The sequence below is a fragment of the Campylobacter curvus genome (genome assembly GCF_013372125.1).
Classification (GTDB): Bacteria; Campylobacterota; Campylobacteria; order Campylobacterales; family Campylobacteraceae; genus Campylobacter_A; species Campylobacter_A curvus.
Genome location: NZ_CP053826.1, coordinates 1,724,650 through 1,749,354 on the forward strand (window position 1 = coordinate 1,724,650; position 24,705 = coordinate 1,749,354).

A 24,705-nucleotide genomic window follows, 5' to 3' on the forward strand; every position below is an offset into this window, starting at 1 on the left:
CGATAGCTAGTAGCCCTCGTAATGCCTGCTCTTTGGCAAGAATAAATTTAAAACTATGCCGGTGACCGCGCCAAGTCCGATACCAGTAAAGCTCACCACTCCAAAATCAAGCACCATACCGCCTATGGCAAAGACAAAGATGAGCGCGACGATGATCATGTTTCTAGGATCGGCCAGATCGACTTTGTTTTTTATCAGCGTCTCCATGCCTACGCTTGCGATTATGCCAAAAAGCAGCAGCATTATACCGCCGATCACCGGAGCCGGGATAGTAGAGAGCGCGGCTCCTAGCTTACCGACAAAGGCCAGCACGATAGCCGTTATTGAGGTCCATGTCATGACCCCCGGATTATAGGCCTTTGTTATGCTGACTGCGCCCGTTACCTCCGAGTATGTCGTATTTGGCGGACCTCCGAAAAAGGCAGCCAGCGATGTCGCCAGCCCGTCGCCAAGCAGCGTGTTTTTAAGTCCGGGATTTTTGAGGAAATTTTCCTTCGTTACGTTCGAGATAGCTAGCATATCGCCGATATGCTCGATAGCAGGGGCGATCGCGATAGGTATCATGTAGAGGATCGCGTCTAGCTCGAAGCTTGGGGCGCTGAAATTTGGCAGCTTAAACCAAGCCGCCTCAATAATCGGGACGAAATTTACCATCCCGAAAAAATAAGCCGCCACATAACCCACGAGTATGCCGCAAAGTATCGGCACCAGGCGTAAGATACCGCGCCCTATCATCATTACGATTATCGTGGCTACTAGTGAGATGCCCGCCACTATGAGCGCCTCGGTCTGCGCATAGGCGCTTTGGCCTTTACCCATCGCCATATTCACGGCTGCCGGCGAGAGGATGAGACCTATGGTCATTATCACGGGGCCCACGACCACGGGCGGTAAAATTTTATGTAAAAAGCCCTCGCCGCGAAAGCGCACGATGAAGCTTAGCACCACGTAAAAAAGTCCGGCAAACACCACGCCGCCCATGGTAGCCGCTACGCCCCACTCCTTTATGCTAAAAGTCATCGGCGCGATAAATGCAAACGAGCTCGCCAAAAATATCGGCGGAACGTTTTTGCGCGTTATTATCTGAAAAAGCAGTGTGCCAAGGCCCGCCGTAAAAAGCGCTACGTTCGCGTCAAGCCCCGTTAGTATCGGCACCAACACAAGTGCGCCAAACGCCACGAACAAAAACTGAACGCCGATGATGCTATCTTTTAGACTAAAGTGATAGCCCTCATATTTTTGCATTTAGTCCCCTTTTTGCAAATTTTCTAACCTCTGCGTCGATCGCAAAAATTTCATCTTTTGTCTCTATTTTCACATCGGCAAATCTCTTCGCCGCAGCCAAAACGATGCGAGAGATATCCAAAAACCCGCACTCGCCCTTTAAAAACGCAAACACTCCGACCTCGTTTGCGGCATTTATCACCACGCCAAGATCGGGGCACTGCAAGACCTGCTCTTTTAGCGAAAAGATCGGATACTTCTTTAAATTTATTTTATGAAATTTTATATCTTTAAGAGCTAGCAGATCAGCGTGCGCTACGACATTTTCGCTCACGTTTTCAAGCACGGCATGCGCGATAGCCAGCTTCATATCAGCACGCGAGATATGCGCGGTGCAAGAGCCGTCCACAAACTCCACCAAGGCATGCACCATCGATGTAGGCTCGATGAGAGCGTCGATCCTGCTCGTGCCGTAAAGCCAAAAAGCCTCCATGACTTCAAAGAGTTTGTTCGCCATCGTGGCGCTATCTATCGTGATCTTTGCGCCCATGCTCCAGTTTGGATGTTTCAAAGCGTCACTTGGCGTGACTTTGGCTAAATTTTTTATCGGCGTGCGGTAAAACGCCCCGCCGCTTGCGGTGATTACGAGGCGGCTTGGTGCGGTGCGGTTTTGCAGTAAAAATTTAAGCCCGAAATGCTCGCTATCAATAGGCGAAATTTTGGCTGTATCCAGAAATTTACCGCCTGCGACCAGGCTTTCTTTATTTGCCAGTGCTAGGCTTTTGCCAAGCTCTTGCGTCTTTAGACTAGGTGCGAGCCCTGCAAATCCCACGAGAGCATTTACCACCTTTTGGCTGTGGCAGGCCTCAAGCATCTCAAGCAGACCCTTTGCACCTATAAAAATTTGAGATTTTTTTAAAATTTTGACCTCGCTAGCTAGGCTTTCATCTGCTACACAGACGAATTTAGGCCTAAATTTAGCGATCTGCTCGTTTAAAAGAGCGATATTTTTAGCGCAGCTTAGCGCCTCAACGCTTACGCCGTGACGAGAGCAAATTTCAAGAGTGTTCGTACCGATAGAGCCCGTAGAGCCTAGTATTACCACGAAAGCGCCCAAAGAAGTGCAACGACGCCAAATAGATATCCGTCTATCCTGTCAAGCATACCGCCATGTCCCGGGAAAAGCCCGCCGCTGTCCTTGACCCCACCGGCGCGCTTTAGATAGCTCTCGAAAAGATCGCCCCAAATGGCAAAAACGCAGACTAAAAAGCTAGTAAAGATGATCTGTAAAAAGCCGTCCATCACGAGGTTGCCGCAAATCGTGCCGACTATGGTGCCGGCTATCACGCCGCCTGCGACGCCCTCTATCGTTTTGTTCGGAGAGCTTGGACTAAAGGGGTGCTTGCCGACGGCCTTGCCGGTAAAATAGGCCGCAGTATCGCTGGCTGCGACGCTCAAAATGAGCCATACCAGATACCCTAGACCATACTCCGAGTAAAGCATCCACATCATAAATATCGGCGTAGTCGGATAGATGAAAGGCAAAACACTGCTTAAGCTCTGGCTCTTGACATGCGCCAGCACTGAGGCTACTAGCATGATAGCCAGCATCGCGATAAATATAGGGTTTGTAAAAAATGTGAGCGAATAAAAAACAAGCGCTATGAAAACTAGCTGCTTATGCTCGATACCGTAGAGCTTGAGCGCCTCGCAAAATGCAAAATAAAGCACGATGCCTAGCAAGACGAAATTTAAAATATAGCTGTTTATGAAAAATACTATCAAGACAGCCGCTAGCATAAGCACGCCCGTTACGATACGAGATGTCATCTTATCTCCTTAATATGCCTAAAATTTAAGCGCATTATAGCATTTAAATTTTAAGAGGTTATTTACCAAATTTATATGAGTGAAATTTTCAAGCGAAGTTTCGTTTGCCCAAGCGTTTAAAATTTCAAAGGAGCGGGAATTCTGGCTCTGTTTTGACAAAGTATTGACGCCCTTAAACAAACGCTTCAATCTTATTTACTCCAGGAGCAACCTAGCACAGACGCGAACAAGGTTTCAAGGAAATCTTTTTTTGCTTCGCAAAAAACTACTCAGCCCCTGCGGGCTTGCCTAATTTTTCGTTTCGTTGCACTCACGACTGCTAGCGAAAGTGCAGAGCAAGTAGCCGTTCCCCTGCTTGCGAGAGTAGCGAACGAAGCGAAGCAGAAACATCGGCGGCGATAAGCTCGCTACTAAGATTTGACTACGCTAGAATGTTTAAAATTTTAAAAATCAACACCTTATCAAAACAGAGCCAAAATTTATATCTTTATATCAAGCACATGCCCCTCGTTAAGGCTCTCGTCCTCTTGTTGCTGGCTTTCGTAGCTCTCGTTTTGCTGGCTTTCTTGCTGCGAGCTTTGCTCGAAAGCGCCCGCCTCTTGCTCGCCCTTTTCTTTTTCGTGCTGATTTTGTGGGTCTATTTTATATGTCTCCTCGGCAGGGCGGATCTGCTTTACTTCGCCCTCTTGCTCGCCGGCAAGCTGCGTAGCCAGGGCCGCTTGCATGTCAAATCTGGCTTGATTGTTCGCTTGCACTTGCGAGACTACAGGCGCGTTTTGGTTGATAAAAGTTGTATTTCCTATCGGTGTTACTGACATTTTGCACCTTTCATCGTTTGTTTATTATGATCGTCTTAAAATTGATATAGTTTACATTAGCGCCACTCGTGATCTTCACGTTTTCGCGCTTCGTGTAGTCTACTTCGTAGCTTCCGGCACCTTTTACGCTAAATTCCACGCAGATCTTAGCGCCAAATCTAAGCACCTCTTCATCGAGCTTCGTTTTGTTCGTTTTTATGATGACATGTGCGCTTGGAGCGTCCTTTACATGCAGCCAAATATCGTCTTTCCTGGCGTTTTTCAAGAGCTCGACATTGCCCTTTTCGTTGCGCCCTACTAAAATTTTAAAATCTTTTACATAAAAGCTTTGGACGTTTTCGCTTTGAGATCTGGCCTCTTTTTCTCTCTGGCGACTTGGTCTTTTAGGGCTTAAAATTTCAAGCTCCCCGACACTGCTCGCCTCTTGTAAAAGCGATCTTAGTCCGTTTAAAAATTCTATCTTTTGGCTTAAATTCCGCCCCTCAAGCTGCACGCCAAGCGCCTTTGCCCTAAGCCTTTTAGACTTGGCGTAAAAGTCGTTCGCACTATTTTTGGGTGTGTCTTCGAGGCTTAGATTTAAAATCTCACCGTCAAAATCCCTCAATGTTATCTCGCGCTCATAGCCCTTAAAATACGATAAATTCGCCAGTAAAAGCGAGCCTATATGCGCGTAATGTTCGCTTTGTTTAAGCAGCTCGTCCTTTTTTTCCAAAAAGCGTAAATCTTGCTCCAAGCTTTCAAGCTTTTTTTGCACGACAGCTAGTTTGATCGCCCTTAAATTCGCTAAATTTTGCTCGTTGATCTTAGCAAATTCATCTTTTAAAAATTTATCAAAGTCCGCGATCTCTTGACTTGGTTTTTCCTTTATATCTATGGGCTCAAGCTCTTTTAAAGCCTCGCCCACTTCGATCTTGCGGTAGCTGTTATCAATGTGGCGCAGGGCTTCTAGGATGATGTCTTTTTCGTCCGTGATGATGGCGTTTGTGAAGCGGCCGGTAAATTCCAGATAAAGCTTTGTGACGAGGCTCTTGTATGAGCCGCTTTGCGTGCAGGTAAATTTTAAAATTCTATTGTTTTTCAGACACTCTACACTTTGGATATGGGCGGAATTCAGCCGTTTTTTAAGGACGTTGTCAAACGGCGCTTGATAAATTTTAGTTTGCTTAAAATTTTCGTCTTTATATATCGCAGAGCCCGATTTTGCAAGGTCAAAAAAGATATCTTCGCGCTCGAATTCTATCAAGAGCAGCATATCGCCGACGCGTTTTATGCTATTTATCTTTTTAAATTTCGACAAAAAGGCCGCTATCTGGACCAAATGCGCGTATTTCATAACCTTGCCCTTGCTAAATTTAGTGCCGTTTTAGATATACAGAGCAAAAATCATACCAAAAAAAGGTGCACTAGATCGTATTTACCTTCATAAACGCCCAGTTCATCACGTTTTTATGAGTTTTGCCGCCGCGCTCAAAATACCGTTTAAGCCGCGTTTTTTCAGCGTCATTTAGCGTATCGTGCAGTCCCCACTCGACCTTTTTTATCAACTCCTCGGCACTCTGCACGCTCTCACGGCAGCAGCTATTTATATAGCTTATTTCTGGATGATAGCCCATTTGAACCAGAATATTTATGACGTAGATAAAGTCCGGACGCGGCGCGACGTCTCGTTCTATGACGTCCAAAAGCTCGCTATCTACGAACATCCCGCCCACTTTAAACGTGAGATAAAGCGCACGGTTTGCCTTTGAGATGAGCCTAGCCAGCGTGGCGCATATGTCGCTCACTTCAAGGCAGCGCGAGGCAAAGACGACGTCGGTTGGTTCGATGTCGCTCCAATCATCGTCAAAGGATCTTTGCAGTGTCGTTACGTTCGTAAGCCCCAGATCCGCGGCATTTTCGCGGACAAATTTTAGCATCTGCTGCGAAAAATCACATGCCACCACGTGCTGCACCTTTTGTGCGGCAAGACAGCTAAGCCCGCCCGGTCCGCACGCGAAGTCAAGCACCGAATGCACGCCCGTAAAATCGACACGTCGCAAAAACTCCAAAATGTAGTCACTTTGCAGGATACCGTCGTTAAATTTAGCCGCCTTTGCGTCCCAGTCGGTCTTGGTCTTTGCGCCAAATGAGCTTTTCGCACGCTGGGCTTTGTAAAGCTCGTTAAAGTCGATCTCGTCGAAGTTTGATTTTAATATCATGGTTTTTCCTTTTTCAAAATTATACAAAATTTACGCGAGCCAAACCGCACAAATCAAAGGCAAAGCGGTGCGGCTGGCTTAAATTCGTCAAAAATAAATTTCATATCTCACGAACTTAAAGCCCAATGTCGCAAGATGAATAAATTTTTCCACTTCGTGCTCGTAGCAACCCAAGGCGCGGTATTTTGATTTCAGGCGAGGCGGTTGCGAGCAAAACTAGGGAGCATATAAATATGTATGTGACCGACGTTGCGAGAGCAACCAACGAAGCATCAAATCAAAAGACAAGCTAGAGTCATAATTTATCTTCGTATTTTTCGTATTTTATCCCATAAATCTTATCGATATTTTCGGCATTTATGAGCCGTTCGCTCTCGCCAAAATCCAAAATTTTACCCTCCTTCAAAAACATCACCAAATTTGACACGAACCTCGCGTGGCGCGGATAGTGCGTCGTCTGCACGATCGTATAGCCCTCGTCCGCGAGCGAGCGGATCATTTCAAGCAGTCTGATTTGATTGCCAAAGTCAAGCCCGTTCGTGGGCTCGTCCATAAAGATGATCTTTGCGCCCTGCACCAGCGTGCGCGCGATGTATGCCAGCTGCCGCTCGCCGCCGCTCACGCGCGTATATGGCTCGTTTTTTAGGCGTGCGATGCCCATTTTTGCCAGCGCCTCCTCCGCTAGAGCCTTGTCCGCCGCGCTAAAATTCGAAAACAGCGGCGTCCTGCAAAGCGCGCCCATCAGCACCACGTCAAATACGGTGTAGTCGTATGAAGGCTCGTGCGTCTGCGGGATGTAGGCGACCACCCTAGCAAGCTCGTTTTTAGCGTATGCGCGCACGTCCTTGCCCATGATCTTGACCTCGCCCTCAAATCTCAAAAAGCCAAGCATTATGCGAAGCAGCGTGCTTTTACCGCTGCCGTTTGCGCCCAAAATGCTTAGCGTATCGCCCCGCCCCAGCCCAAAGCAGATACCGTCCAGCACCACGCGCTTTTTATAGGCGAAGCGCAAATTCTTAACTTCGATCAACATACGTTAAAAACCCTTCTTTGCGCGGCGAAGCACAACGATAAACATCGGAATTCCAAAGAGCGAGGTAACTATGCCAATCGGAATTTCAAAGGTAAAAATGAGCCGCGAAAAGCTGTCGCAAAACAGCAAAAATATCGCGCCGATCATCGCCGAGCTGACCAAAACCGCGCGGTTGTCCGCTCCGTAAGCAAAACGCGCGATGTGCGGCACGATAAGCCCGATCCAGCCGATGATACCCGCGATCGTCACGCTTAGCGCGCTCACAAATGTAGCGGTCAAGATGACAAAAATTTTGACTCGCCGCACGTCCACGCCCAGGCTTTTGGCCTCCTCCTCGCCAAGGCTTAGTGCGTTTAGGTATTTGCCGCTAAGTGCCAGCAGCAAAATGCCCGCCAACATCGGTAGAATCGAGATCTGCAAAAAGCTCTTTGAGGCAAAGCCAAGGCTTCCCATCAAAAAATATGTGATCGCGGGCAGCGTGTCATTGGGGTCGGCGGCGTATTTTAGCACGGAAAGCAGCGAGGTAAAAAGCGAGCCGCTGATAACGCCGCCAAGAACCAGCACGATGACGCTGTCGCTGCGCGAGTAAAGTGCCGAGACCGCAAGCGCGCAAACGACCGCCGCAAAGCCAAACGCAAAGGTGCTAAGCTGGATGAGCGTCTCGTTTAACCCGAAAAACATCCCGACCGCCGCGCCAAAGCCGGCACCTGATAGCACGCCAAGGATCGAGGGCGAGACGAGAGGATTCACAAACATCGCCTGGTACGCCGCGCCCGAGATGGCAAGCGACGCGCCGATGAGCACGCAGGCGATGATGCGCGGTAGGCGAATCTCCATCACGAGCGTGTGGATGATCTTGTAGGCGTCCAAATTTTGCCCGCGCACTGCGGCGCCGAAGTAGTCGATGTAGTCGCGCGCGGTAAAGCCGTATTTACCGAGCAGCAACGAGCCAAAGACGCAAAGAGCGAGCAAAAATAGCAAAAACAGGAAGGAATTTTTACTCACCAAGTATCTTTTTCGCAGCGTTTTCGTCAAGGTCGATGTCCAAAAATAGCTTGTAAAATTCGCGAGTTTCTTTCACCATATCAAATTTAAACGCCTCAGGGTAGGTTAAATTTATGAGCCATTTGAGCCCCAAAAAGCGCATGAACGAAGGCGGACGGTCAAACCACGAAAAGGGTTCGCGCGGGATATAAAACGCCTTTTTGTTTTTCACTGCGCTTAGTAGCTGCCATTTGGGGTCGGCGTAAATTTTATCAAAAAGCTCTTTTTCGTAGATGAGAACGATATCGGGATCGTATTTTACCAGCTGCTCGAAGCTGATCTTCACGCGCCCGAATGCCTTGGCATTGGGGTCTTCGCTGCACGTATGCACGTTTCGCGCGCCGCTTCGCTCGATGAGGGTCGCATGCCACGAGCCCGCGCACTCAGTCGATAGCCCGTCGCTACCCTGCGCGTGGTAAATTCGTGCGCGTTTTACGCCGCTATTTTTGATGTAGCTTTCCACTTCGTCGCTTAAATTTAGCGAGCTTTGCGCGTATTTTATCAGCTCGTTTGCGCGCGCTTCTTTGCCTAAAATTTTGCCCAAAACCTCAAAGCTTTGCAGATAATCTTCCAGCCGCAAGGCGTTTAGATAAAGCATCGGTTTTTTAATGGGGCCAAAAACTTCGCTCATTTTTTTCGTGTTTTTGGAGCTTAAATTTACTAGGATGAGCTCGGGGTCGAGGCGTAAAAGCATCTCGACGTTTGGGATCTTGCCCTGCCCGAAAAAGCCGCCCACGACGGGCTGCTCACGCACATTTTGCTTGATGTATGGTCGCTCGTAGTCGTTCCACTCAAAATTTACGCCGCTGATCTTTTCGGGAGCGAGCGCGTAAAGGATATAAAGAAGCGGCGGCGAGCTCGCATACACACGGCTTGGCACGCCTTTTAGCGCGGCAAAATCGCTGCTGTTTTCCTGAATGAATTTTGAAATTTCAGCTTCGCTCATGCCAAATGCGAGGCAGATGCAGCCCAAAAGACAAAGTATAAATTTTTTAAGCATTTTAGCTCCGTTATTATTTTAGGATATTTTGCTAAGCTTAAAAGAAGCGGCAAATTTAGGTATTGCCATATTACCCAAATTTGCCTAAATATCAGAATTTATATCGAACGTTCGAGAAAAATACTCGACCCTCTTCAGGGTAGCCCTCTCGGTATTCATAATTTCTATCAAATAGATTTGAAACGCCAACGTCGATGCTTAAATTTTCGGTCGGTTTGTAGGTAAATTTAAGATTTGTCACGCCAAAGCCGCCAAGCTTCGTGACATAGTCTGAGCCTGAGCCTGAGTTTGACCATCTGCTTGAAACCAGCTCTTGGGACATATAGACGCTGAATTTTGGCATAAATTTAAAATCCACATACGCAAAGCCCTTGTGTTTTGGTATGTCATAGACCCTACTATCGTCGGTATTTTTATATTTTGCGTTCATATATGTGTAGTTGCCACCAAGCTCTAAATTTGATGTCGCAAAGTATATCGCACCAAGCTCGAAGCCCTTATAGTCAGCCCTTTCTATATTGACACTCTTTTTAAGCTCCGTATTTCCAACAAAAAGCCCTGTTTTTATATCTCCGATAGCATCTTTGACTTTTGAGTAAAATACAGCCGTCTCGAGCCTTAGCGTATCGCTAAAATTTCGCTGATAGCCAAGCTCATAGTGGTTTGCTATCTCGGGCTTTAGGTATGGATTTGAAATATATCGATTAAACCTTGTGCTGTATCTTTCTTTCATACTTGGAAAATAGGTCTTTTTAGCAAAGCTGACACTTAGTTCATCCTTGCCGTCAAAGCTATGTTTGATAGCTGCTTGATAATTAAACGCATGTTCTTTTGTTGTATCATAAGTTACTATTTTTTGTGTAGCGTTAGCCATAGTGGCATAAGCTTTTGCGCTTATGCCGTCTCTCACGTCGTAGCTAGCACCGACGATAAGTCTCGTCATATCGCTAAATCTATATGTGTTTTCAAGTCCAAAGGAGTATGACTTATCTTTCATCAGCTCTTCTGGCTCTTGATATTTAGCGCCTTTGTGCTTATCGTGTTTATAGTTAGTAGCAAATTTCAAAGTATCGTTATCGCCTATATCGCCGCCAACTTCCACACCAAAGCCATAGGCTGTATCCTTATAGCTACTTCGACTATCTGAAGACGTCACATTGCTTCTATAATTCTGTGTTTGCCAAATTGTTTTTTCTTTATCATTAAAACTATAAAGCGTATTTTTAAATGTATCGTGGAAAATTTTAGTATTTAGATATACCGCACCAAAATCGGTATGTGATAAAAAGTAGAGACTTTGTCTATCCCATTGCGGCCAATCCCAATATCTTAAGGCCTGACCATATCCGCTGTATCTACCATTATTTCGGAGTACTCCTTTACTATATCTACCCGCATAATACGGCTGCTCTTTTTCGCCTTTTTGGTTGATGTAGCTGATGGCGTATTCGTCGGTATCGTTTGGAGTAAAGCCAAATTTGATGTTAAATTTCTTATCTCTTTGGACTGAATTTTCGCGTCTGCCGCCGTCTTCGTTTTTATTTACGTCAGTCGTAAATTTATGCGAGAGCTGCTGTCCCATGTCCTCCATATAGCTACCACCGGACTGAACGTAAAATAGCTCTTGTTTGCTACCGATGTTAAATTCAACGTTGTTGCCGTAAGTTTTAGCATTTTTGCCCGTTTCAAAGCCGTACCCGATGTCTCCTTCCAGCTCGCGTGTCGGCTTTTTGGTGATCAAATTTATCGCTCCGCCCATAGTATTCATGCCGTAAAGCACAGAACTTGAGCCCTTTGAGATATCTATACGACTTAGATCAAACGTCGTAAATCGCCCAAAGTCTACGTTACCATCATACGGGATATAAACGGGGATACCATCGATAAAAAGCGGTACTCGGCGCGCGTCAAAACCGCGAACGTAGAAATTTTGCTCGGCGCGCGGACCTTTTTTATCCACATACACACCAGGCGTCATCGCTGCGACCTCGGATAGGCGTTTGACCTCGTTTCTTTGCATATCTTCTTGCGTGATGACGGCGACATTGTTATCACTACTCTTGCTGCCGTCTTTGTTTGCGACGATCTCGACCTCCCCTAGCTGAAAAACTTGTGCGTGAAGTGCCAGAGCCGCACTACATGCCATCAAAAGCGACTTTTTCATGAATTCCCCTTTAAGTTTATTTTTTATATTGTTTATAAACGCTTTTAAACGTTGTATTTTTATATCTATATAAAAAAATAATTTTAATTGAGAAATATTTAAACTACACTTAAAGTTAAATCGCTGAAAAATATTTCATAAATTTTCATATTTCAAGCACTCAAAGCTTTGCTCGCTCCAGCGCCTAAACAAGCAGTTGTAGCAGCTGATCTCATCATCACAAACAAGCTCGTCTTCGTCGCTATCAAGCATGAAAAATTTACAATTTAAAGCAGAAAATTTAGCATCTTCGTATGCAAATTTCCCGTATAAAAAGGTGCCGTTCGTATCGAAATTCTCATCCATCAAAACCCTCGTAGCTCCTCTACATCAAGACTTCTAAATCTGCCGTCGCTATCTTTTTTGACCAGCAAAACGGACCTGGAATTTTTGATCACAAGCTTTAAATTTCGCCCAAAAACGATCGTTTCGTCGTTTTTTATCTTATTAAAATTTTCATCTAAAATTTCGCTTGCATAGCCTAGATTTAAGAATTCTGTGGCTCTCATCTCATCTTGTGTCATCTTTATACAGCCTCTTACTTTACCGTCGTTGCCGCCTAGCCTGAGCCCCAGTCCCGCCAGTGCTCCGATGACACCGCGTCCGCCGTTTTTGAGCCCTTTTAGATAGACATTTTGCCTCTTTGCTTGCGAGTAGGCTTCGCTTTTGTCTAAATATTCGCTTTTAGCGCGGTAACCAAAATCTATCAGCCCCGAAATATCGGTGATATCGCCTTTAAACGCCACTGCGATGCCAGGTTCGGCACTAGGAGCGCTTTTGGCGAGCAAAAATTCTTGTATGAATTTTATAACCTCATCTCGCTCAATATGACTCAGCACCGTGCTAAAGCACATAGAGCTATTGTGTGAGGTGTAGTTTATCCGCTCGTCAAGCAACAGCTGATGACGGCTGATAAAGGAGCAAGGTGCAAAATTTTCATCTATAAATTTTACTATATTTTGAGCCAGCATACCTGTTGATCTTGGATATCCGATCTCATCTGTATCATCGATACAAACGTATATCTCCTCACGCATTTTTATCCTTATACCAAATGTAAATAATTATATTTAATAAAATATAAAATCATGCATAAATATCATTTATATAATTTTAAATTTAATAATAATATAATGATAACCATTTTTAAGATTTAAGGTGAAAAAATGAATAAAATAAACATAAGTTTAGCAGCTTCAGTGCTGCTTTTGACGCAAATTTACGCTGCAGACGTGAAGCTTGAAGGCGTGGAGGTCACAGACAGCGCAGATGACGGCTACCGCGCAAAGACAAGCGAGGTCGGCAAGACGACGACACCTATTTTAGAGATCCCGCAAACGGTCAATGTCGTGACCCAGCAGCAAATAAAGGACAAAAAGCCTGAAACGCTGGCAGAGAGCCTGCAAAACGTGAGCGGTATCAGCTACGGAAACACCACGGGCGGCATATTTGACGCGATCATAAAGCGTGGCTTTGGCGGCGGTAGAGACGGCTCGATCATGCGAAATGGCGTGCCGGCCACCGTGATGCACAGCTTTAATAAAAGCGTCGAAAGCGTGGAGGTGCTAAAAGGGCCAGCGAGCCTACTTTACGGTGCGCAAGAGCCCGGTGGCATCATAAATATGGTCACCAAAAAGCCGCTTTATAGCTTTTAAAATGAAATTTGGGCGGGCGTGGGCAACCGCCACTACTGGAACGCAGGCTTTGACACGACAGGCCCTATCAGCGAGAGCGGCTTTGCGTATAGATTTATATTTGACGCGATGCAAAAGGACTACTGGCGCGAATTTGGCGATTATAAAAACTATCTATTCGCCCCGTCGCGCTAGTATAAGGGCGATGACTACCGCATAAATTTCGCCTACACGCACACACGCTCGACTGACCCGATCGACCGCGGTATGTATCTCATCCCAGCCACGGGGCAGTTGCTGCCGATCGGTAAAAAGGTGCGCCTTGATGAGCCGTTTAATAAGCTAAAAACGACTCTTGACACCGTCGATGTAAATTTTGAGAAAAATATCGGTGAGGACTGGCTTTTGCGCGGTGCTTACGCCTTTTCACGCACAAAGCACGAATACGGACATATCCGCCTCATGAACGTAAATTTAAACACGGGCATCGCGACTAGACGCAACGAATACTACGACGGCTTCATCCACCGCACGCACGCGGGCAGCCTAAATTTAAACGGCTACGTTAAAACCGGCGAGATCGAGCATAATTTGCTATTTGGGCTTGACGCGAAGGAATACTACCGCTACCGACCGGGCGGCTTGCAAGCTACGGGCAATCAATTTAATATCGATATCTTTCACCCGATCTACGGCAAAGTGGGCTTGCCGACAGCCAGACAATCAAGCATCCAGTATCAAAAGCTAAAAACGATCGGTGCTTATGCGCAAGTGCGCAAGATAGTATAAATTTGACCGAAAATCTGATCTACTCGATCGGACTAAGATACGAACACTACGATCAGCTCGCACGCGGAACGACCACGGGCAAGCCAACGACCGATCAAAAAGATGGCAAATTTACGTGGCAGACGGGACTTTTATACCTGCTAACGCCAGAGTGGTCGATCTACACGAACTACGCGCAAAGCTTCCAGCCGCAAATGGCTATCAGCGGCGATGACATCGGCGACATAAAGCCAGAAGAGGGCAAGAGTATCGAGTTTGGAACGAAATTTCAAAACGACAGCATAACCGCAAGCGCAGCCATCTACAACATTGATAAGAAAAACATCATGCGCACCGTAAATAGTGTCGCCACGCCAGTTGGCAAAGCTCGCTCCAAAGGGTTTGAATTTGACTTCAACGGACGCGTCACGCAAGGGCTAACTCTTGGCGCAAGCTACGCCTACACAAAGACCGAGGTCAGGCAAGATAGTGGCGCATTTGCCGTGCTAGTTGGCAAACCGCTCGAAGCCACGCCAAAACATCAAGCAAGCCTTTTTGCAAATTATGATTTCAGCCACCTTGGCGTAAAGGGGCTTAGAGTGGGCGGCGGAGCGCGATATTTTGGCTCGTGGTACACCTACTATATGCGCACAAATTTAGCCAACGTACCGGCAGGAACGGCATTTAAGATGCCTGACGCGGTCGTTTATGACGCATTTATCAGCTACGACACGAAGATCGCGGGCTATGAGACAAATTTCGCATTTAACGTCAAAAACCTGACCGACAAGCTTTACTACACATCATCATCAACTGGCACGACGGCAAACATCATCCCGATCCAGCCGGGCTGCGCACGCCAGTTTATGCTGACAGCAACGGTGAAATTTTAAATTTAAAGGAGCGAATGCTCCTTTAAATTTACTCTTAGCCTGGCGCCCGATTTATCAAAATCAATGAAAAATTTATATATTTTTTGATAAAATCGAGGAAATTTATAAGTTTGCTACTCTCAGCGCGAACGCACTTCAAACGATAAATTTAAAATTTCAAGGACAAAAAATGCACCAAACCATCACGGAAAAGATTTTCTCCGACCACGTAGGGCGCGAGGTCTTCGCAAACGAGATCATCGAAAGTGGCATCGATATGGTCATCGGCAACGACATCACGACGCCAATCTCCATCAAGCAGTTCGAGCGAAGCGGCGCAACGAAGCTCGCAAATCCCGATGGCTTTTGTATCGTGATGGATCACTACATCCCGGCAAAGGATATTTTAAGCGCGAATCAAGCCAAAATTTCGCGCGACTTTGCCTACAAGCACGACCTGAAATACTTCTTCGACGAAAAGGACATGGGTATCGAGCACGCACTGCTACCAGAAAAAGGGCTCGTCGTGCCGGGAGATGTCATCATCGGCGCGGACAGCCACACATGTACGCACGGCGCGCTGGGGGCGTTTTCTACGGGTATGGGCAGCACCGATCTGGCCTACGCGATGATAACGGGCAAAAACTGGTTTAAAGTGCCGCCTACGATCAAGGTCGTCTTTCGCGGTAAGCTCGGTCGCCACGTCTATGGAAAGGACCTCATCCTAGAAATCATCCGCCAAATCGGCGTTGATGGCGCGCGCTACAAGGCTTTGGAGTTTTGCGGCGAGACGATCGACACGCTTGATATGGACGGGCGATTTTCGATGTGTAACATGGCGATCGAAGCGGGTGGCAAGAGCGGTATCATCGCAGTCGACGAGATAACGAAGGAATTTTTAAAAGGTAAAAATTTACGTGCCGAGCCGAAATTTTTCTACTCCGACGAGGGCGCTAGCTACGAGCGCGTGCTGGAAATCGACGCTGAGAGGCTCGACCCCGTGATCGCGTATCCGTTTTTGCCAAGCAACGGCAAAAGCGTACGCGAAGCCGTGAAAGACGACATCGCGATCGATCAGGCCTTCATCGGCTCATGCACGAACGGACGACTAAGCGACCTACGCATCGCGGCTGAAATTTTAAAAGGGCGCAAGGTCTCACGCAAGACCCGCCTCATCATCACGCCGGCTACGCAAAAGATCGCCCTCGCCGCGCAAAAAGAGGGTCTGATGGATATTTTAGTCGAGGCGGGTGCAGTGGTGAGCAACCCGACGTGCGGTGCGTGTCTGGGCGGATATATGGGGATTTTGGGTGCTGGCGAGCGCTGTGTCAGCACGACGAATAGAAATTTTGTCGGGCGCATGGGGGATCGCACGAGCGAAGTGTATCTGGCAAACTCCGCCGTCGCCGCGGCAAGCGCGATCGCAGGCAAGATCGCCGATCCAAGAGATCTTTAAATTACACGAGGACGGCATGGCTTATCGTTTATAGCGGCAAATAATATCTCGGAAATGACGATATTGCCGCCACTTTAATCCTTTCAAAACTACTATTACCACTCATTTTGCGGGCGGGCTTGATCGTTGATTTTATCCGAATGAAAGCTAAAATTTGCCAAATTTAGCCTTATGAAAAGTGAAAACAAGAGCGAAAATCTGGCAAAAATGAAAACCTGCGTGATACTAGCTGGCGGCAAAAGCTCGCGCATGGGGCGAGATAAGACGCTGCTGCCCTTTGGCGGGTTTGCGACGCTCACGCATTTTCAGGTGCATAAATTCGCGCAAATTTTTGAGCGTGTTTTTGTAAGCTCCAAGTTTGATAAATTTAACCCGCCGCTTAGGCTGATAAAAGATCTGAAAGAAGCGAAATTTTCGCCGATGCTAGCACTTTACAGCATACTTTTAAATTTCAAAGACGAGCACGTTTTCATAATTCCGGCCGACATGCCATTTCTTAGCGAACGCACGATAAGAGAGCTCTTTAAATTTACGGGCGAATTTGACATGGTCGTGCCAAAAGACGGTGAATTCACGCACTCTTTATGCGGATTTTTCAGTGCAAATTTAGCTCAAAAAGCAAAGGAGCTTTATGAAAAAAATGAAAATAAGATCGGAATTTTACGTAGCCTTTGCAGGTGCAAGGAGGTTGGTTTTAAGGGCCCAAAAGAGTTTTTTAACATCAACGATCCCCAGCAGTACGAGCTTGCGCTGAAAATGAGCCGCCAATGAAAAATATAAATAAAAATAACGCCATCAAGACCACCATTTTCGTCGTATTTTTTGGGCTTGATCTATTCGGAGGTGCGAGCGAGCTTTTTAAAAAGGCGCAACAGCTAGAAAGTGCCGGTGATACGGCAGGAGCGATGAAATTTTATAAAGAAGCCGCCATGGCCGCCATGGAGCGAAATGACGCCGCCCTTATGCAAAATTTAGAAAACGAAATTTCACAAGGTTCGCCGATCCAGGCGAACTACCCAGCAAAGCCAGAGCCAAGCAGCGACAAAAGCGAGGCGAATTTAGAAAAGGTAGCGAGCGATCCGCTTGGCATCAAGCTTTATCATTTCAACTACCTCTTGCCCGCGACATACGCTAAAAACGTGCCAAACGACGGGCGAAAGAGGTTTGAGACGAAATTTCAGTTCAGCGTGCAAAAACCTCTTTTTTACGATGTTTGGGGGCTTAAAGAGAGCATCGGCATAGCGTATTCGCAGACGTCGTGGTGGCAGACGGACAAGATATCTGCGCCGTTTCGAGAGACGAACTACCGACCTGAAATTTTTATCGATTTTGACACCAAAGATAGCCTGAAAGCCGCTCATATCAGCAATGTAAGAGGCGGAATTTTACATGAGTCAAACGGCCGTGACGGTGAAAATTCGCGTAGCTGGAACAGACTTTACCTGCAAGCTAAATTCGACTTTGCAAACCTAAGCCTGACGCCTAGGATATGGACCGTCATAGGTGATAAGAGTGACAACAAAAATATAGAAAACTACGCTGGCAGAGCCGATATAAACATAGCTTTTACCTATAAAGAGCAGATATTTAATCTAATGGTGCGAAACAACCTGCAATTTGATAAAACAAACCGCGGTGCAGCCGAGTTTAGCTGGCTATTCCCGATACTCTCGAGCGGTCTTTACGGATATTTGCAGTATTTTAACGGATATGACGAGAGCTTGATCGACTACAACAGGCACACCAATAAGATCGGCATCGGCTTTACGCTGCTTAAATGATGAAATTTAGCATATCGTTTAAGCATCACAAAATCGCCAGAATCTGGTCCGTCTAAAAATATAAAACCAAGTAAAAACGAGCCTTTGGCGGCGCGAAAACTTGCAAAAAATTTTAATATTAAAATTTAAGTATTTTTATAAATTTTATAAGAAAAATTTGCTAATATAGCCCTATCGACACTTTAATTCAAGGAGCTTTTATGAACGGAGTTTTCTTAATCATAAGCTTCGTGATCGCCATAGCCGTGATGATATGGATGATCTCAAAGCTTAAAGTCCATCCTTTCTTGGCGTTGATGATCATATCCTTGCTGCTGGCTATCGTCGCTGGCATCGATCTGGGCAAGATCCCGGGCATCATAGGCGACGGCTTTAGCGGTACGTTTAAGAGTATCGGTATCGTCATCATCTTTGGCGCGCTGATTGGAACGGTGCTGGAAAAAACGGGCGCGGCCTTGAAACTAGCCGATATGGTCGTAAATCTCGTAGGACAAAGGCGTCCCGAGCTTGCTATGCTCATCATGGGCTGGATCGTCGGTATCCCGGTCTTTTGCGACAGCGGCTTTGTCGTGCTAAACCCGATCAGAGAGGCGCTTTATAAGAAAATTTCAGCCAGCCCGGTCGGCATGGCGGTCGCTCTTAGCGGCGGACTTTACGCATCACACGTCTTTATCCCGCCGACTCCCGGACCTATCGCCGCAGCCGGAGCACTCGGGCTTGGCGAGAATTTACTGCTTGTCATAATGATGGGCGTCGTGGTCTCCTTACCAGTGCTCGTTGCAGTGTATTTTTTTGCTAAAAAGATCGGTCAAGAGGTCACGATAAGTGACAGCGAAGCTAACGCCGTGATAACAAAAAGTTATGACGATCTTTTAAAACAATACGGCAAGCTCCCGGGCGGCTTTTTAAGCATCGCTCCTATCATCATGCCGATCATATTCATGGCGCTTGGCTCTATAAGCGCGATCCTAAAGATCGGCGGTATTTTAGGGACATTGCTTGGCTTTTTGGGCAACCCTATCATCGCTCTTGCCATAGGCGTGGTATTTGCTGTTTTCTTGCTGGCTGAGACCAACAAGCTCGCGGAATTTAGCGATATGACAAACGAGTCGCTAAAGATCGTAGGACCTATCCTCTTTATCACGGCTGCGGGCGGCGTTTTGGGTAAGGTCATAACAGCGGCAGGATTTGTCGAGTTCATCAAACAAAACGCAGAGGTTATCAAAGCGGCTGGAATTTTCTTTCCGTTCATCATCTCAGCAATCATCAAAACAGCGCAGGGAAGCTCGACCGTGGCTATCATCACGACCGCATCCATCATGGGCGCCTTCACCGTTTCGCCGGGACAAGAGGAGACGCTGATGATGGCACTTGGCCTCACCAGCGAGATGGCGGCGGCACTTTGCGTCATGGCTATAGCTGCCGGCGCCATGTGCGTATCGCATGCAAACGACAGCTACTTCTGGGTCGTTACGAATTTTAGCAAGATGACGGCTCAGCAAGGCTACCGCACACAGACCATGCTGACTTTCATCATGGGTATCGTAGGCATGCTAAGCGTTTATGTATTGTCGTTGGTGCTATTATGAAAATTTTAGTAGCCATTGATTCTTTTAAAGGTTCTCTAAGCTCGCTCGAGGCGGGCTTAGCCGTCAAAGATGGACTAAAAGGGCTTTGCGATGTCGTCGTAAAGCCCATCGCTGACGGCGGAGAGGGTAGCGTGGAGGCGCTAGCCGACGCACTGGGAGCTAGCTACATCGACGCTATCACTCAAGATCCTTTGGGAGTCAAAATTTTAGCCAGATACGCGCTCATAAAAGATCTAGCCATACTAGAAATGGCTAGTGCTTCGGGGCTCACGCTCATCAATGAAAAACAGCGTAATCCGCTAAAGACCAGCACCTATGGATTTGGACTTTTGATAAAAGACGCCATAAGTAAAGGCGCTAGGAAATTTATCATCGGTATCGGAGGTAGCGCTACAAACGACGCAGGAACTGGCATGCTAAGCGCTCTTGGGTTTGAATTTTACGATGAAAACGGGGATCTTCTAGCAGGTATCGGCGAAAATTTAGCCAAAATTTCTAAAATTTCTACTCAAAATTCGCTAAAAGAGCTAAAACAGTGTGAATTTTTGATCGCCTGTGACGTGGACAATCCTCTCTTTGGCAAAAACGGCGCAGCCTATGTATATGCTCCGCAAAAAGGCGCTGATGGCCGCATGGTAAAGGAGCTCGACGACGGGCTAAAAAGCTTTGCAAATGCGGTAAAAACGCACTTTGACACTGAACATCACAAGCTAAAAGGCGCAGGTGCTGCAGGCGGGCTGGGGTTTGGCTTTGTAAACTTTTTAAATGCGAAGCTAAGGCCGGGCATCGATATCATAACCGATGAGATCGGGCTTGAAGATGAGATAAAAAAAGCCGATCTAGTCATAACCGGCGAGGGCAAAATGGACTTTCAAAGCTCTATGGGCAAGACTCCGACCGGAGTAGCGAAGCTCGCTAAAAAGCACAAAAAGCCTGTCATCGCGCTAGCAGGCTGCGTGTGCGAGGGCGCGCAAGAGTGCAACAAAAGCGGCATAGACGCATTTTTTTGTATCCTAAACGAGCCTATAAGCCTTGAAGAGGCTATGAGAAAAGATATCGCGATCAAAAATTTAAAAATGGCGGCAAATCAGGCCGTGAGGTTATTTTTGATAAATCAAAGCCGATCTTGAGGCGGCTATTTTACTTGCCAGTAAAAGAAATGCGCTCACTCCACTCTAAGCTCGTATCCGTCTTTGAGAGCTTCTAGTTTGTATTTGCGCTTTTTATCGAGCATGACTACGACGCGGTAGTAGCTATCGTGCCAGCCGATGATTGCACCCTTGAATACGCCGTTTTCAAATTTCAAAGCCCTGGTTTTAAAGCTTCTTGGCGGCCTTGAAAAGTCCATGACGATTTTATTGTCCTCATACGCGAAATGCTTGATATTTTTGCTTTTCGTCAAAATTTTGAGCTCGCCATCATCAGCGTCAAATTTCACGAAATTCATGAAATTTACGATCTTTGATGAGCTGCGGATATTTGTCTTAGGCTTTACGTTAGGCGTTATCTTTACATCTATGGGCGTTTTTGCGGGCTCTTGCGCGCTTTGAGCTTTTACGGCTTCGTTTGATTTTTGAGTGTCGAGATTTATCATGACGACGCTTGGCGCACTCATCGACAAGGTCCTATTTATATCTTTTTTAACAGTTAGATTAGTGTCGTTTTTGTCTGAAATTTTAACAGGCGTCGCCACTTTTGGCAGGGCGAGCTCTGGCATAGTGACCGAGACATCGAGCTTTTTAGCAACCATTGGCTCCGGATTTTTGAGCTTTTCGATGACGTATTCGTTTTTCCAGTCAACGGTCTTATTAATGTCCGAGATGACCTTTTCTTTTATGCTGCCGTCGTTTGCGCGGTATCTTATCGTGATGCCAAGAAGCAGGCTCATATCGCTGGGGAATTTTATATCTTGCCTGTCAAATTCCGGATACTGCTCGACGATATTCGTCGTCATCACGCTGGTATTTAGCTCGCTGATAGGAACAAACGGATTCTCCCGCGCGCTCAAGATAGCCGCCGACATACAAAACAAAAGCCAAAATTTTCTCATCGTTTCTACTTTTTATTGGATTCGGGCTCGAGCTCTTTTAGCTCGAAATACTCTTTTTGAAGCTGTGCATTTACTTTTTTTAAAATTTCGACATCCTCGCTGAGGCGCTCTTTTTTGCTCTGCAAGCTTAGCATCACGTCCAAAGAGCGCTTGCCAAACATCATATTGCCGATATATATGCCAAATGCGATGACACAAATGACGGCTATGATGTGGCGTAAAAATGATTTCAAAAGGTATGATTTCTTGACTTTCCTATCATACTCTCTTAAAATTTCACTCAAATATCATCTCCTAAAAACTCGCCGTTTTCAAGCTCGATCTCGAGCAAGCGGTTGTATTTCGCATTCCGCTCGCTACGCGATGTGGCACCGGTCTTGATCTCGCCGGTGTTTAGCGCTACGGCAAAATCAGCTATAAAGCTGTCCTCGCTCTCGCCGCTTCTGTGGCTCATTATGCAGCGATATCCGTTTCTTTGCGCTAGGCGCACGGTCTGCATCGTCTGAGTCACGGAGCCGATCTGATTTGGCTTGATGAGGATCGCGTTTGCGATGTTTTTTTGGATACCTTCGCGTAAAATTTTCTCGTTTGTGACAAACAAATCATCGCCTACGAGCTGAATTTTATCTCCAAGCCTTGCCGTTAGCTTCGCCCAGCCGTCCCAGTCATCTTCGCTAAGGCCGTCCTCTATAGAAAATATCGGATATTTTTCACAAAGCTTAGCGTAATACTCTATGAGCTGCTCGCTTGAAAATTTCTTGCCCTCAAGTTCGTAAGCGCCGTCTTTATAAAGCTCGCTGGAAGCCACGTCAAGAGCTAGCTTGATCTGCTTTCCAGCCTCATATCCGGCCTCGCCGATCGCTTGCATTATGAGCTTTAACGGCTCTTCGTTGTCCTTTAAATTCGGTGCAAATCCACCCTCATCGCCCACAGCCGTGCTGTGACCTGCCGCGTTTAAGATGGCTTTTAGTTTATGATAAATTTCAGTAGCCGCCCTGAGTGCGTCGCTGAAATTTGAAAATCCAAAAGGCATTATCATGAACTCTTGAAAATCCACGCTGTTGTTTGCGTGTGCGCCGCCGTTTATGATGTTAAACATCGGTACAGGCAAGATGCTGGCGTTCGCACCGCCAAGATAGCGGTAAAGCGGGATATTTAGGCTCTTTGCAGCGGCGCGTGCAGCAGCCATGGACACGCCAAGCACGGCATTTGCGCCTAAATTCGAATAGTTGTCCGTCCCGTCTAGCTCGCGCATCTCATCGTCGATAGCTTTTTGATTGAACGCATCAAGCCCGATGACGACCTCCGCGATACGCTCATTTACGTTTGCAACGGCCTTTAATACACCCTTGCCGCCATATCTAGCCTCTTTATCGCGAAGCTCCAGCGCCTCGCGCTTGCCCGTGCTGGCTCCGCTTGGCACTACCGCGCTTGCGACCGTGCCGTCGCTGAGAGTCACACTCGCGCGAACGGTCGGGTTGCCCCTACTATCTAAAACCTCGTGAGCTGTAACGTCTTCAATAAAAATCATTCTTCCTCTCCTGTTTGTTTATCATCATCATCGTCTTTACCGCTGGTTAGCAAATGGTCTATGCCCATCGAGCCCTTGATAGAGGCGACGATCTCATCGGCTGTTTGCGGATGCTCTTTCAAATAGGCTTTCGCGTTTTCTCTGCCTTGTCCGAGCTTTTCGGCCTTGTAGCTAAACCACGCGCCGCTTTTATCTATGATATCGAGCTTGACGCCGTAGTCTATTATCTCGCCTTCGCGGCTGATGCCCTCGCCATACATGATGTCAAATTCCGCGACCTTAAACGGAGGCGCGACCTTGTTTTTGACGACTTTAGCTTTCGTGCGGTTGCCGATAGGCTCTTCATTTTGCTTTAACGTAGCGATCTTTCGTACGTCGATACGAACGGAGGAGTAAAATTTTAGTGCATTTCCGCCTGTGGTGGTCTCAGGCGTGCCATAACCCATCATGCCGATCTTCATGCGGATCTGGTTGATAAATATGACCGTAGTTTTCATCTTGCTTAGTATGCCGGTGAGCTTTCTTAGCGCCTGGCTCATCAAACGCGCCTGAAGCCCCACGTGCTGATCGCCCATGTCACCCTCTACCTCGCTCTTTGGCGTAAGTGCGGCGACGCTATCGACTACGATGAGATCGACCGCTCCCGTCCTGGCTAAGGTCTCTACGATCTCAAGAGCCTGCTCGCCAAAATCAGGCTGAGAGACGTAAAGGTTGTCCGTATCCACGCCTAAATTCGAAGCGTATTTTACATCAAGGGCGTGCTCGGCATCGACGAACGCGCAGATCCCTCCGGCCTTTTGGCACTCGGCGATGATATGTAAAGTAAGCGTCGTCTTACCCGAACTCTCGGGCCCGTAAATTTCGATTATCCTGCCCTTTGGCACGCCGCCTATACCAAGTGCTAGATCAAGCCCTATCGAGCCGGTGGGGATGCTCTCTATCGGCTCGACTTGTTTATCGCCAAGCCTTAAAAGCGTACCTTTGCCAAATGCTTTATCGATCTGCTTCAAAGCCAGGTCGATGGCCTTTTTCTTGTCGGCCTCAAGCTCCAAAGGGACTAGTTTTTTGTCGCTGTCTTTTTCTTTTGCCATGTTTTACCTTGTGATAAATTTGGCTTGATTTTATCCAAAAACAGATGAATTTTTGTTGATTTTGCGATTTTGACGGCTAAAGGCGAAATTTAATCGCAGATTATGATGTCCTCGCCAAGCCTTGAAGCAAGATCTATGAGCCTAAAAAGCCTCTTTTCTTCGCATAAAAATGCGAAAATTTGATCGCCCGCGATGTAAAATCCAAGCGCGAGAGGAGGGTTTAAATTTCGCACGCAAAGGCTTATGAAATCCTGCGAGATAGCCTCCTCGCCAGCCGTCACGTGCTGCTTTAAATTTTGCTCTTTTATCAGCGCGACAAAGACCTTTTGGCTTATTTTCTTTGAAAATTTCAGTATCAAATTTTTACCCGCCAGATAGTCGCAAAGATCCTTAAAATTTACTATATCAGGCTCAAATTCCGTGTCAAATTCGCGCGCAAAGGCAAATAGGCTTTTATCACGATCGACCAGCGAGATTTCATGCTCGCTTTGAGCCTTTCTAGCGCGCCAGATCGCGTAAAATCCGATGCAAGCAAACACTACCGACATCGTCAAAATTTCACTCATCAGCTCTTTCATCTCGC

26 protein-coding genes are annotated in these 24,705 nt (G+C 46.8%); 9 read left to right on the top strand and 17 right to left on the bottom strand.

Going from position 1 to position 24,705, the window contains the following annotated elements:
* Positions 1-6: 6 nt before the first annotated feature.
* The 12 genes from CCVT_RS08450 to CCVT_RS08505 all read right to left on the bottom strand — a co-directional run bounded on the left by CCVT_RS08450 (position 7) and on the right by CCVT_RS08505 (position 12,387).
* Positions 7-1,245 carry a uracil-xanthine permease family protein gene (locus CCVT_RS08450; protein ID WP_018135935.1) on the bottom strand — a complete coding sequence of 413 codons (1,239 nt, stop codon included), beginning with the start codon at positions 1,243-1,245 and terminating at the stop codon, positions 7-9.
* Positions 1,232-2,329, bottom strand: coding sequence for a 1-deoxy-D-xylulose-5-phosphate reductoisomerase (dxr, locus tag CCVT_RS08455; protein ID WP_026175392.1), 1,098 nt, complete (start codon positions 2,327-2,329; stop codon positions 1,232-1,234). The genes CCVT_RS08450 and dxr overlap by 14 nt, the downstream gene beginning before the upstream one ends.
* Complete coding sequence (locus CCVT_RS08460) at positions 2,323-3,054, bottom strand: phosphatidate cytidylyltransferase (RefSeq protein WP_018135933.1); 732 nt, start codon at positions 3,052-3,054, stop codon at positions 2,323-2,325. The genes dxr and CCVT_RS08460 overlap by 7 nt, the downstream gene beginning before the upstream one ends.
* Before the next feature lie 479 nt (positions 3,055-3,533).
* The gene (locus CCVT_RS08465) at positions 3,534-3,872 is read right to left on the bottom strand and encodes a hypothetical protein (protein WP_018135932.1); all 339 of its coding nucleotides are present in this window, start codon (positions 3,870-3,872) and stop codon (positions 3,534-3,536) included.
* 10 nt (positions 3,873-3,882) lie between these two features.
* Positions 3,883-5,205, bottom strand: coding sequence for an NFACT RNA binding domain-containing protein (locus CCVT_RS08470; RefSeq protein ID WP_018135931.1), 1,323 nt, complete (start codon positions 5,203-5,205; stop codon positions 3,883-3,885).
* A 70-nt stretch (positions 5,206-5,275) separates the two neighbouring features.
* Positions 5,276-6,070, bottom strand: a complete 795-nt coding sequence (locus tag CCVT_RS08475) for a class I SAM-dependent methyltransferase (protein WP_018135930.1) — start codon at positions 6,068-6,070, stop codon at positions 5,276-5,278.
* A 295-nt stretch (positions 6,071-6,365) separates the two neighbouring features.
* Positions 6,366-7,103 carry an ABC transporter ATP-binding protein gene (locus CCVT_RS08480; RefSeq protein ID WP_018135928.1) on the bottom strand — a complete coding sequence of 246 codons (738 nt, stop codon included), beginning with the start codon at positions 7,101-7,103 and terminating at the stop codon, positions 6,366-6,368.
* Between the two features lie 3 nt (positions 7,104-7,106).
* Positions 7,107-8,108, bottom strand: coding sequence for a FecCD family ABC transporter permease (locus tag CCVT_RS08485; RefSeq protein ID WP_018135927.1), 1,002 nt, complete (start codon positions 8,106-8,108; stop codon positions 7,107-7,109).
* A complete protein-coding gene (locus tag CCVT_RS08490; RefSeq protein ID WP_018135926.1) occupies positions 8,101-9,147 on the bottom strand; it encodes an ABC transporter substrate-binding protein in 1,047 nt (348 codons plus the stop codon). The genes CCVT_RS08485 and CCVT_RS08490 overlap by 8 nt, the downstream gene beginning before the upstream one ends.
* Before the next feature lie 91 nt (positions 9,148-9,238).
* Positions 9,239-11,311 carry a TonB-dependent receptor plug domain-containing protein gene (locus CCVT_RS08495; RefSeq protein ID WP_018135925.1) on the bottom strand — a complete coding sequence of 691 codons (2,073 nt, stop codon included), beginning with the start codon at positions 11,309-11,311 and terminating at the stop codon, positions 9,239-9,241.
* 135 nt (positions 11,312-11,446) lie between these two features.
* A complete protein-coding gene (locus CCVT_RS08500) occupies positions 11,447-11,656 on the bottom strand; it encodes a hypothetical protein (RefSeq protein WP_018135924.1) in 210 nt (69 codons plus the stop codon).
* Entirely contained in the window at positions 11,656-12,387 is a 732-nt protein-coding gene (locus CCVT_RS08505; RefSeq protein ID WP_018135923.1) for a thiazole biosynthesis protein ThiG, read from the bottom strand. Before CCVT_RS08505 ends, CCVT_RS08500 begins: the two co-directional genes overlap by 1 nt.
* 129 nt (positions 12,388-12,516) lie before the next feature.
* Here CCVT_RS08505 and CCVT_RS09975 point away from each other — a divergent pair, with 129 nt between their 5' ends.
* The 9 genes from CCVT_RS09975 to CCVT_RS08535 all read left to right on the top strand — a co-directional run bounded on the left by CCVT_RS09975 (position 12,517) and on the right by CCVT_RS08535 (position 20,580).
* Positions 12,517-13,005 (top strand): TonB-dependent receptor plug domain-containing protein, encoded by a 489-nt coding sequence (locus CCVT_RS09975; protein WP_227898162.1) that lies wholly within the window; start codon positions 12,517-12,519, stop codon positions 13,003-13,005.
* Between the two features lie 18 nt (positions 13,006-13,023).
* On the top strand, positions 13,024-13,179 hold the full coding sequence (locus CCVT_RS09980; RefSeq protein WP_227898163.1) for a hypothetical protein: 156 nt from the start codon (positions 13,024-13,026) through the stop codon (positions 13,177-13,179).
* A gap of 72 nt (positions 13,180-13,251) precedes the next feature.
* Positions 13,252-13,773 (top strand): TonB-dependent receptor, encoded by a 522-nt coding sequence (locus tag CCVT_RS09985; RefSeq protein WP_227898164.1) that lies wholly within the window; start codon positions 13,252-13,254, stop codon positions 13,771-13,773.
* 2 nt (positions 13,774-13,775) lie between these two features.
* The gene (locus tag CCVT_RS09990; protein ID WP_233445228.1) at positions 13,776-14,645 is read left to right on the top strand and encodes a TonB-dependent siderophore receptor; all 870 of its coding nucleotides are present in this window, start codon (positions 13,776-13,778) and stop codon (positions 14,643-14,645) included.
* A 169-nt stretch (positions 14,646-14,814) separates the two neighbouring features.
* The gene (gene leuC / locus CCVT_RS08515) at positions 14,815-16,080 is read left to right on the top strand and encodes a 3-isopropylmalate dehydratase large subunit (protein WP_018135922.1); all 1,266 of its coding nucleotides are present in this window, start codon (positions 14,815-14,817) and stop codon (positions 16,078-16,080) included.
* A gap of 171 nt (positions 16,081-16,251) precedes the next feature.
* Positions 16,252-16,851: a molybdenum cofactor guanylyltransferase gene (locus tag CCVT_RS08520; RefSeq protein ID WP_018135921.1), complete on the top strand. Its 600-nt coding sequence runs from the start codon at positions 16,252-16,254 to the stop codon at positions 16,849-16,851.
* Positions 16,848-17,861 (top strand): phospholipase A, encoded by a 1,014-nt coding sequence (locus CCVT_RS08525; protein ID WP_018135920.1) that lies wholly within the window; start codon positions 16,848-16,850, stop codon positions 17,859-17,861. Before CCVT_RS08520 ends, CCVT_RS08525 begins: the two co-directional genes overlap by 4 nt.
* Before the next feature lie 200 nt (positions 17,862-18,061).
* On the top strand, positions 18,062-19,450 hold the full coding sequence (locus CCVT_RS08530) for a GntP family permease (protein WP_018135919.1): 1,389 nt from the start codon (positions 18,062-18,064) through the stop codon (positions 19,448-19,450).
* The gene (locus tag CCVT_RS08535) at positions 19,447-20,580 is read left to right on the top strand and encodes a glycerate kinase family protein (protein ID WP_018135918.1); all 1,134 of its coding nucleotides are present in this window, start codon (positions 19,447-19,449) and stop codon (positions 20,578-20,580) included. The genes CCVT_RS08530 and CCVT_RS08535 overlap by 4 nt, the downstream gene beginning before the upstream one ends.
* Before the next feature lie 35 nt (positions 20,581-20,615).
* Here the strand turns inward: CCVT_RS08535 and CCVT_RS08540 are convergent, their stop codons facing one another.
* The 5 genes from CCVT_RS08540 to CCVT_RS08560 all read right to left on the bottom strand — a co-directional run bounded on the left by CCVT_RS08540 (position 20,616) and on the right by CCVT_RS08560 (position 24,700).
* Positions 20,616-21,500: a hypothetical protein gene (locus tag CCVT_RS08540; protein WP_018135917.1), complete on the bottom strand. Its 885-nt coding sequence runs from the start codon at positions 21,498-21,500 to the stop codon at positions 20,616-20,618.
* Between the two features lie 5 nt (positions 21,501-21,505).
* Entirely contained in the window at positions 21,506-21,784 is a 279-nt protein-coding gene (locus CCVT_RS08545; protein ID WP_009650923.1) for a hypothetical protein, read from the bottom strand.
* Entirely contained in the window at positions 21,781-23,031 is a 1,251-nt protein-coding gene (gene eno, locus CCVT_RS08550; protein ID WP_018135916.1) for a phosphopyruvate hydratase, read from the bottom strand. Before eno ends, CCVT_RS08545 begins: the two co-directional genes overlap by 4 nt.
* Positions 23,028-24,122, bottom strand: coding sequence for a recombinase RecA (gene recA / locus CCVT_RS08555; protein WP_018135915.1), 1,095 nt, complete (start codon positions 24,120-24,122; stop codon positions 23,028-23,030). The genes eno and recA overlap by 4 nt, the downstream gene beginning before the upstream one ends.
* Before the next feature lie 89 nt (positions 24,123-24,211).
* Positions 24,212-24,700, bottom strand: a complete 489-nt coding sequence (locus tag CCVT_RS08560; protein WP_018135914.1) for a hypothetical protein — start codon at positions 24,698-24,700, stop codon at positions 24,212-24,214.
* Between the last annotated feature and the right edge of the window lie 5 nt (positions 24,701-24,705).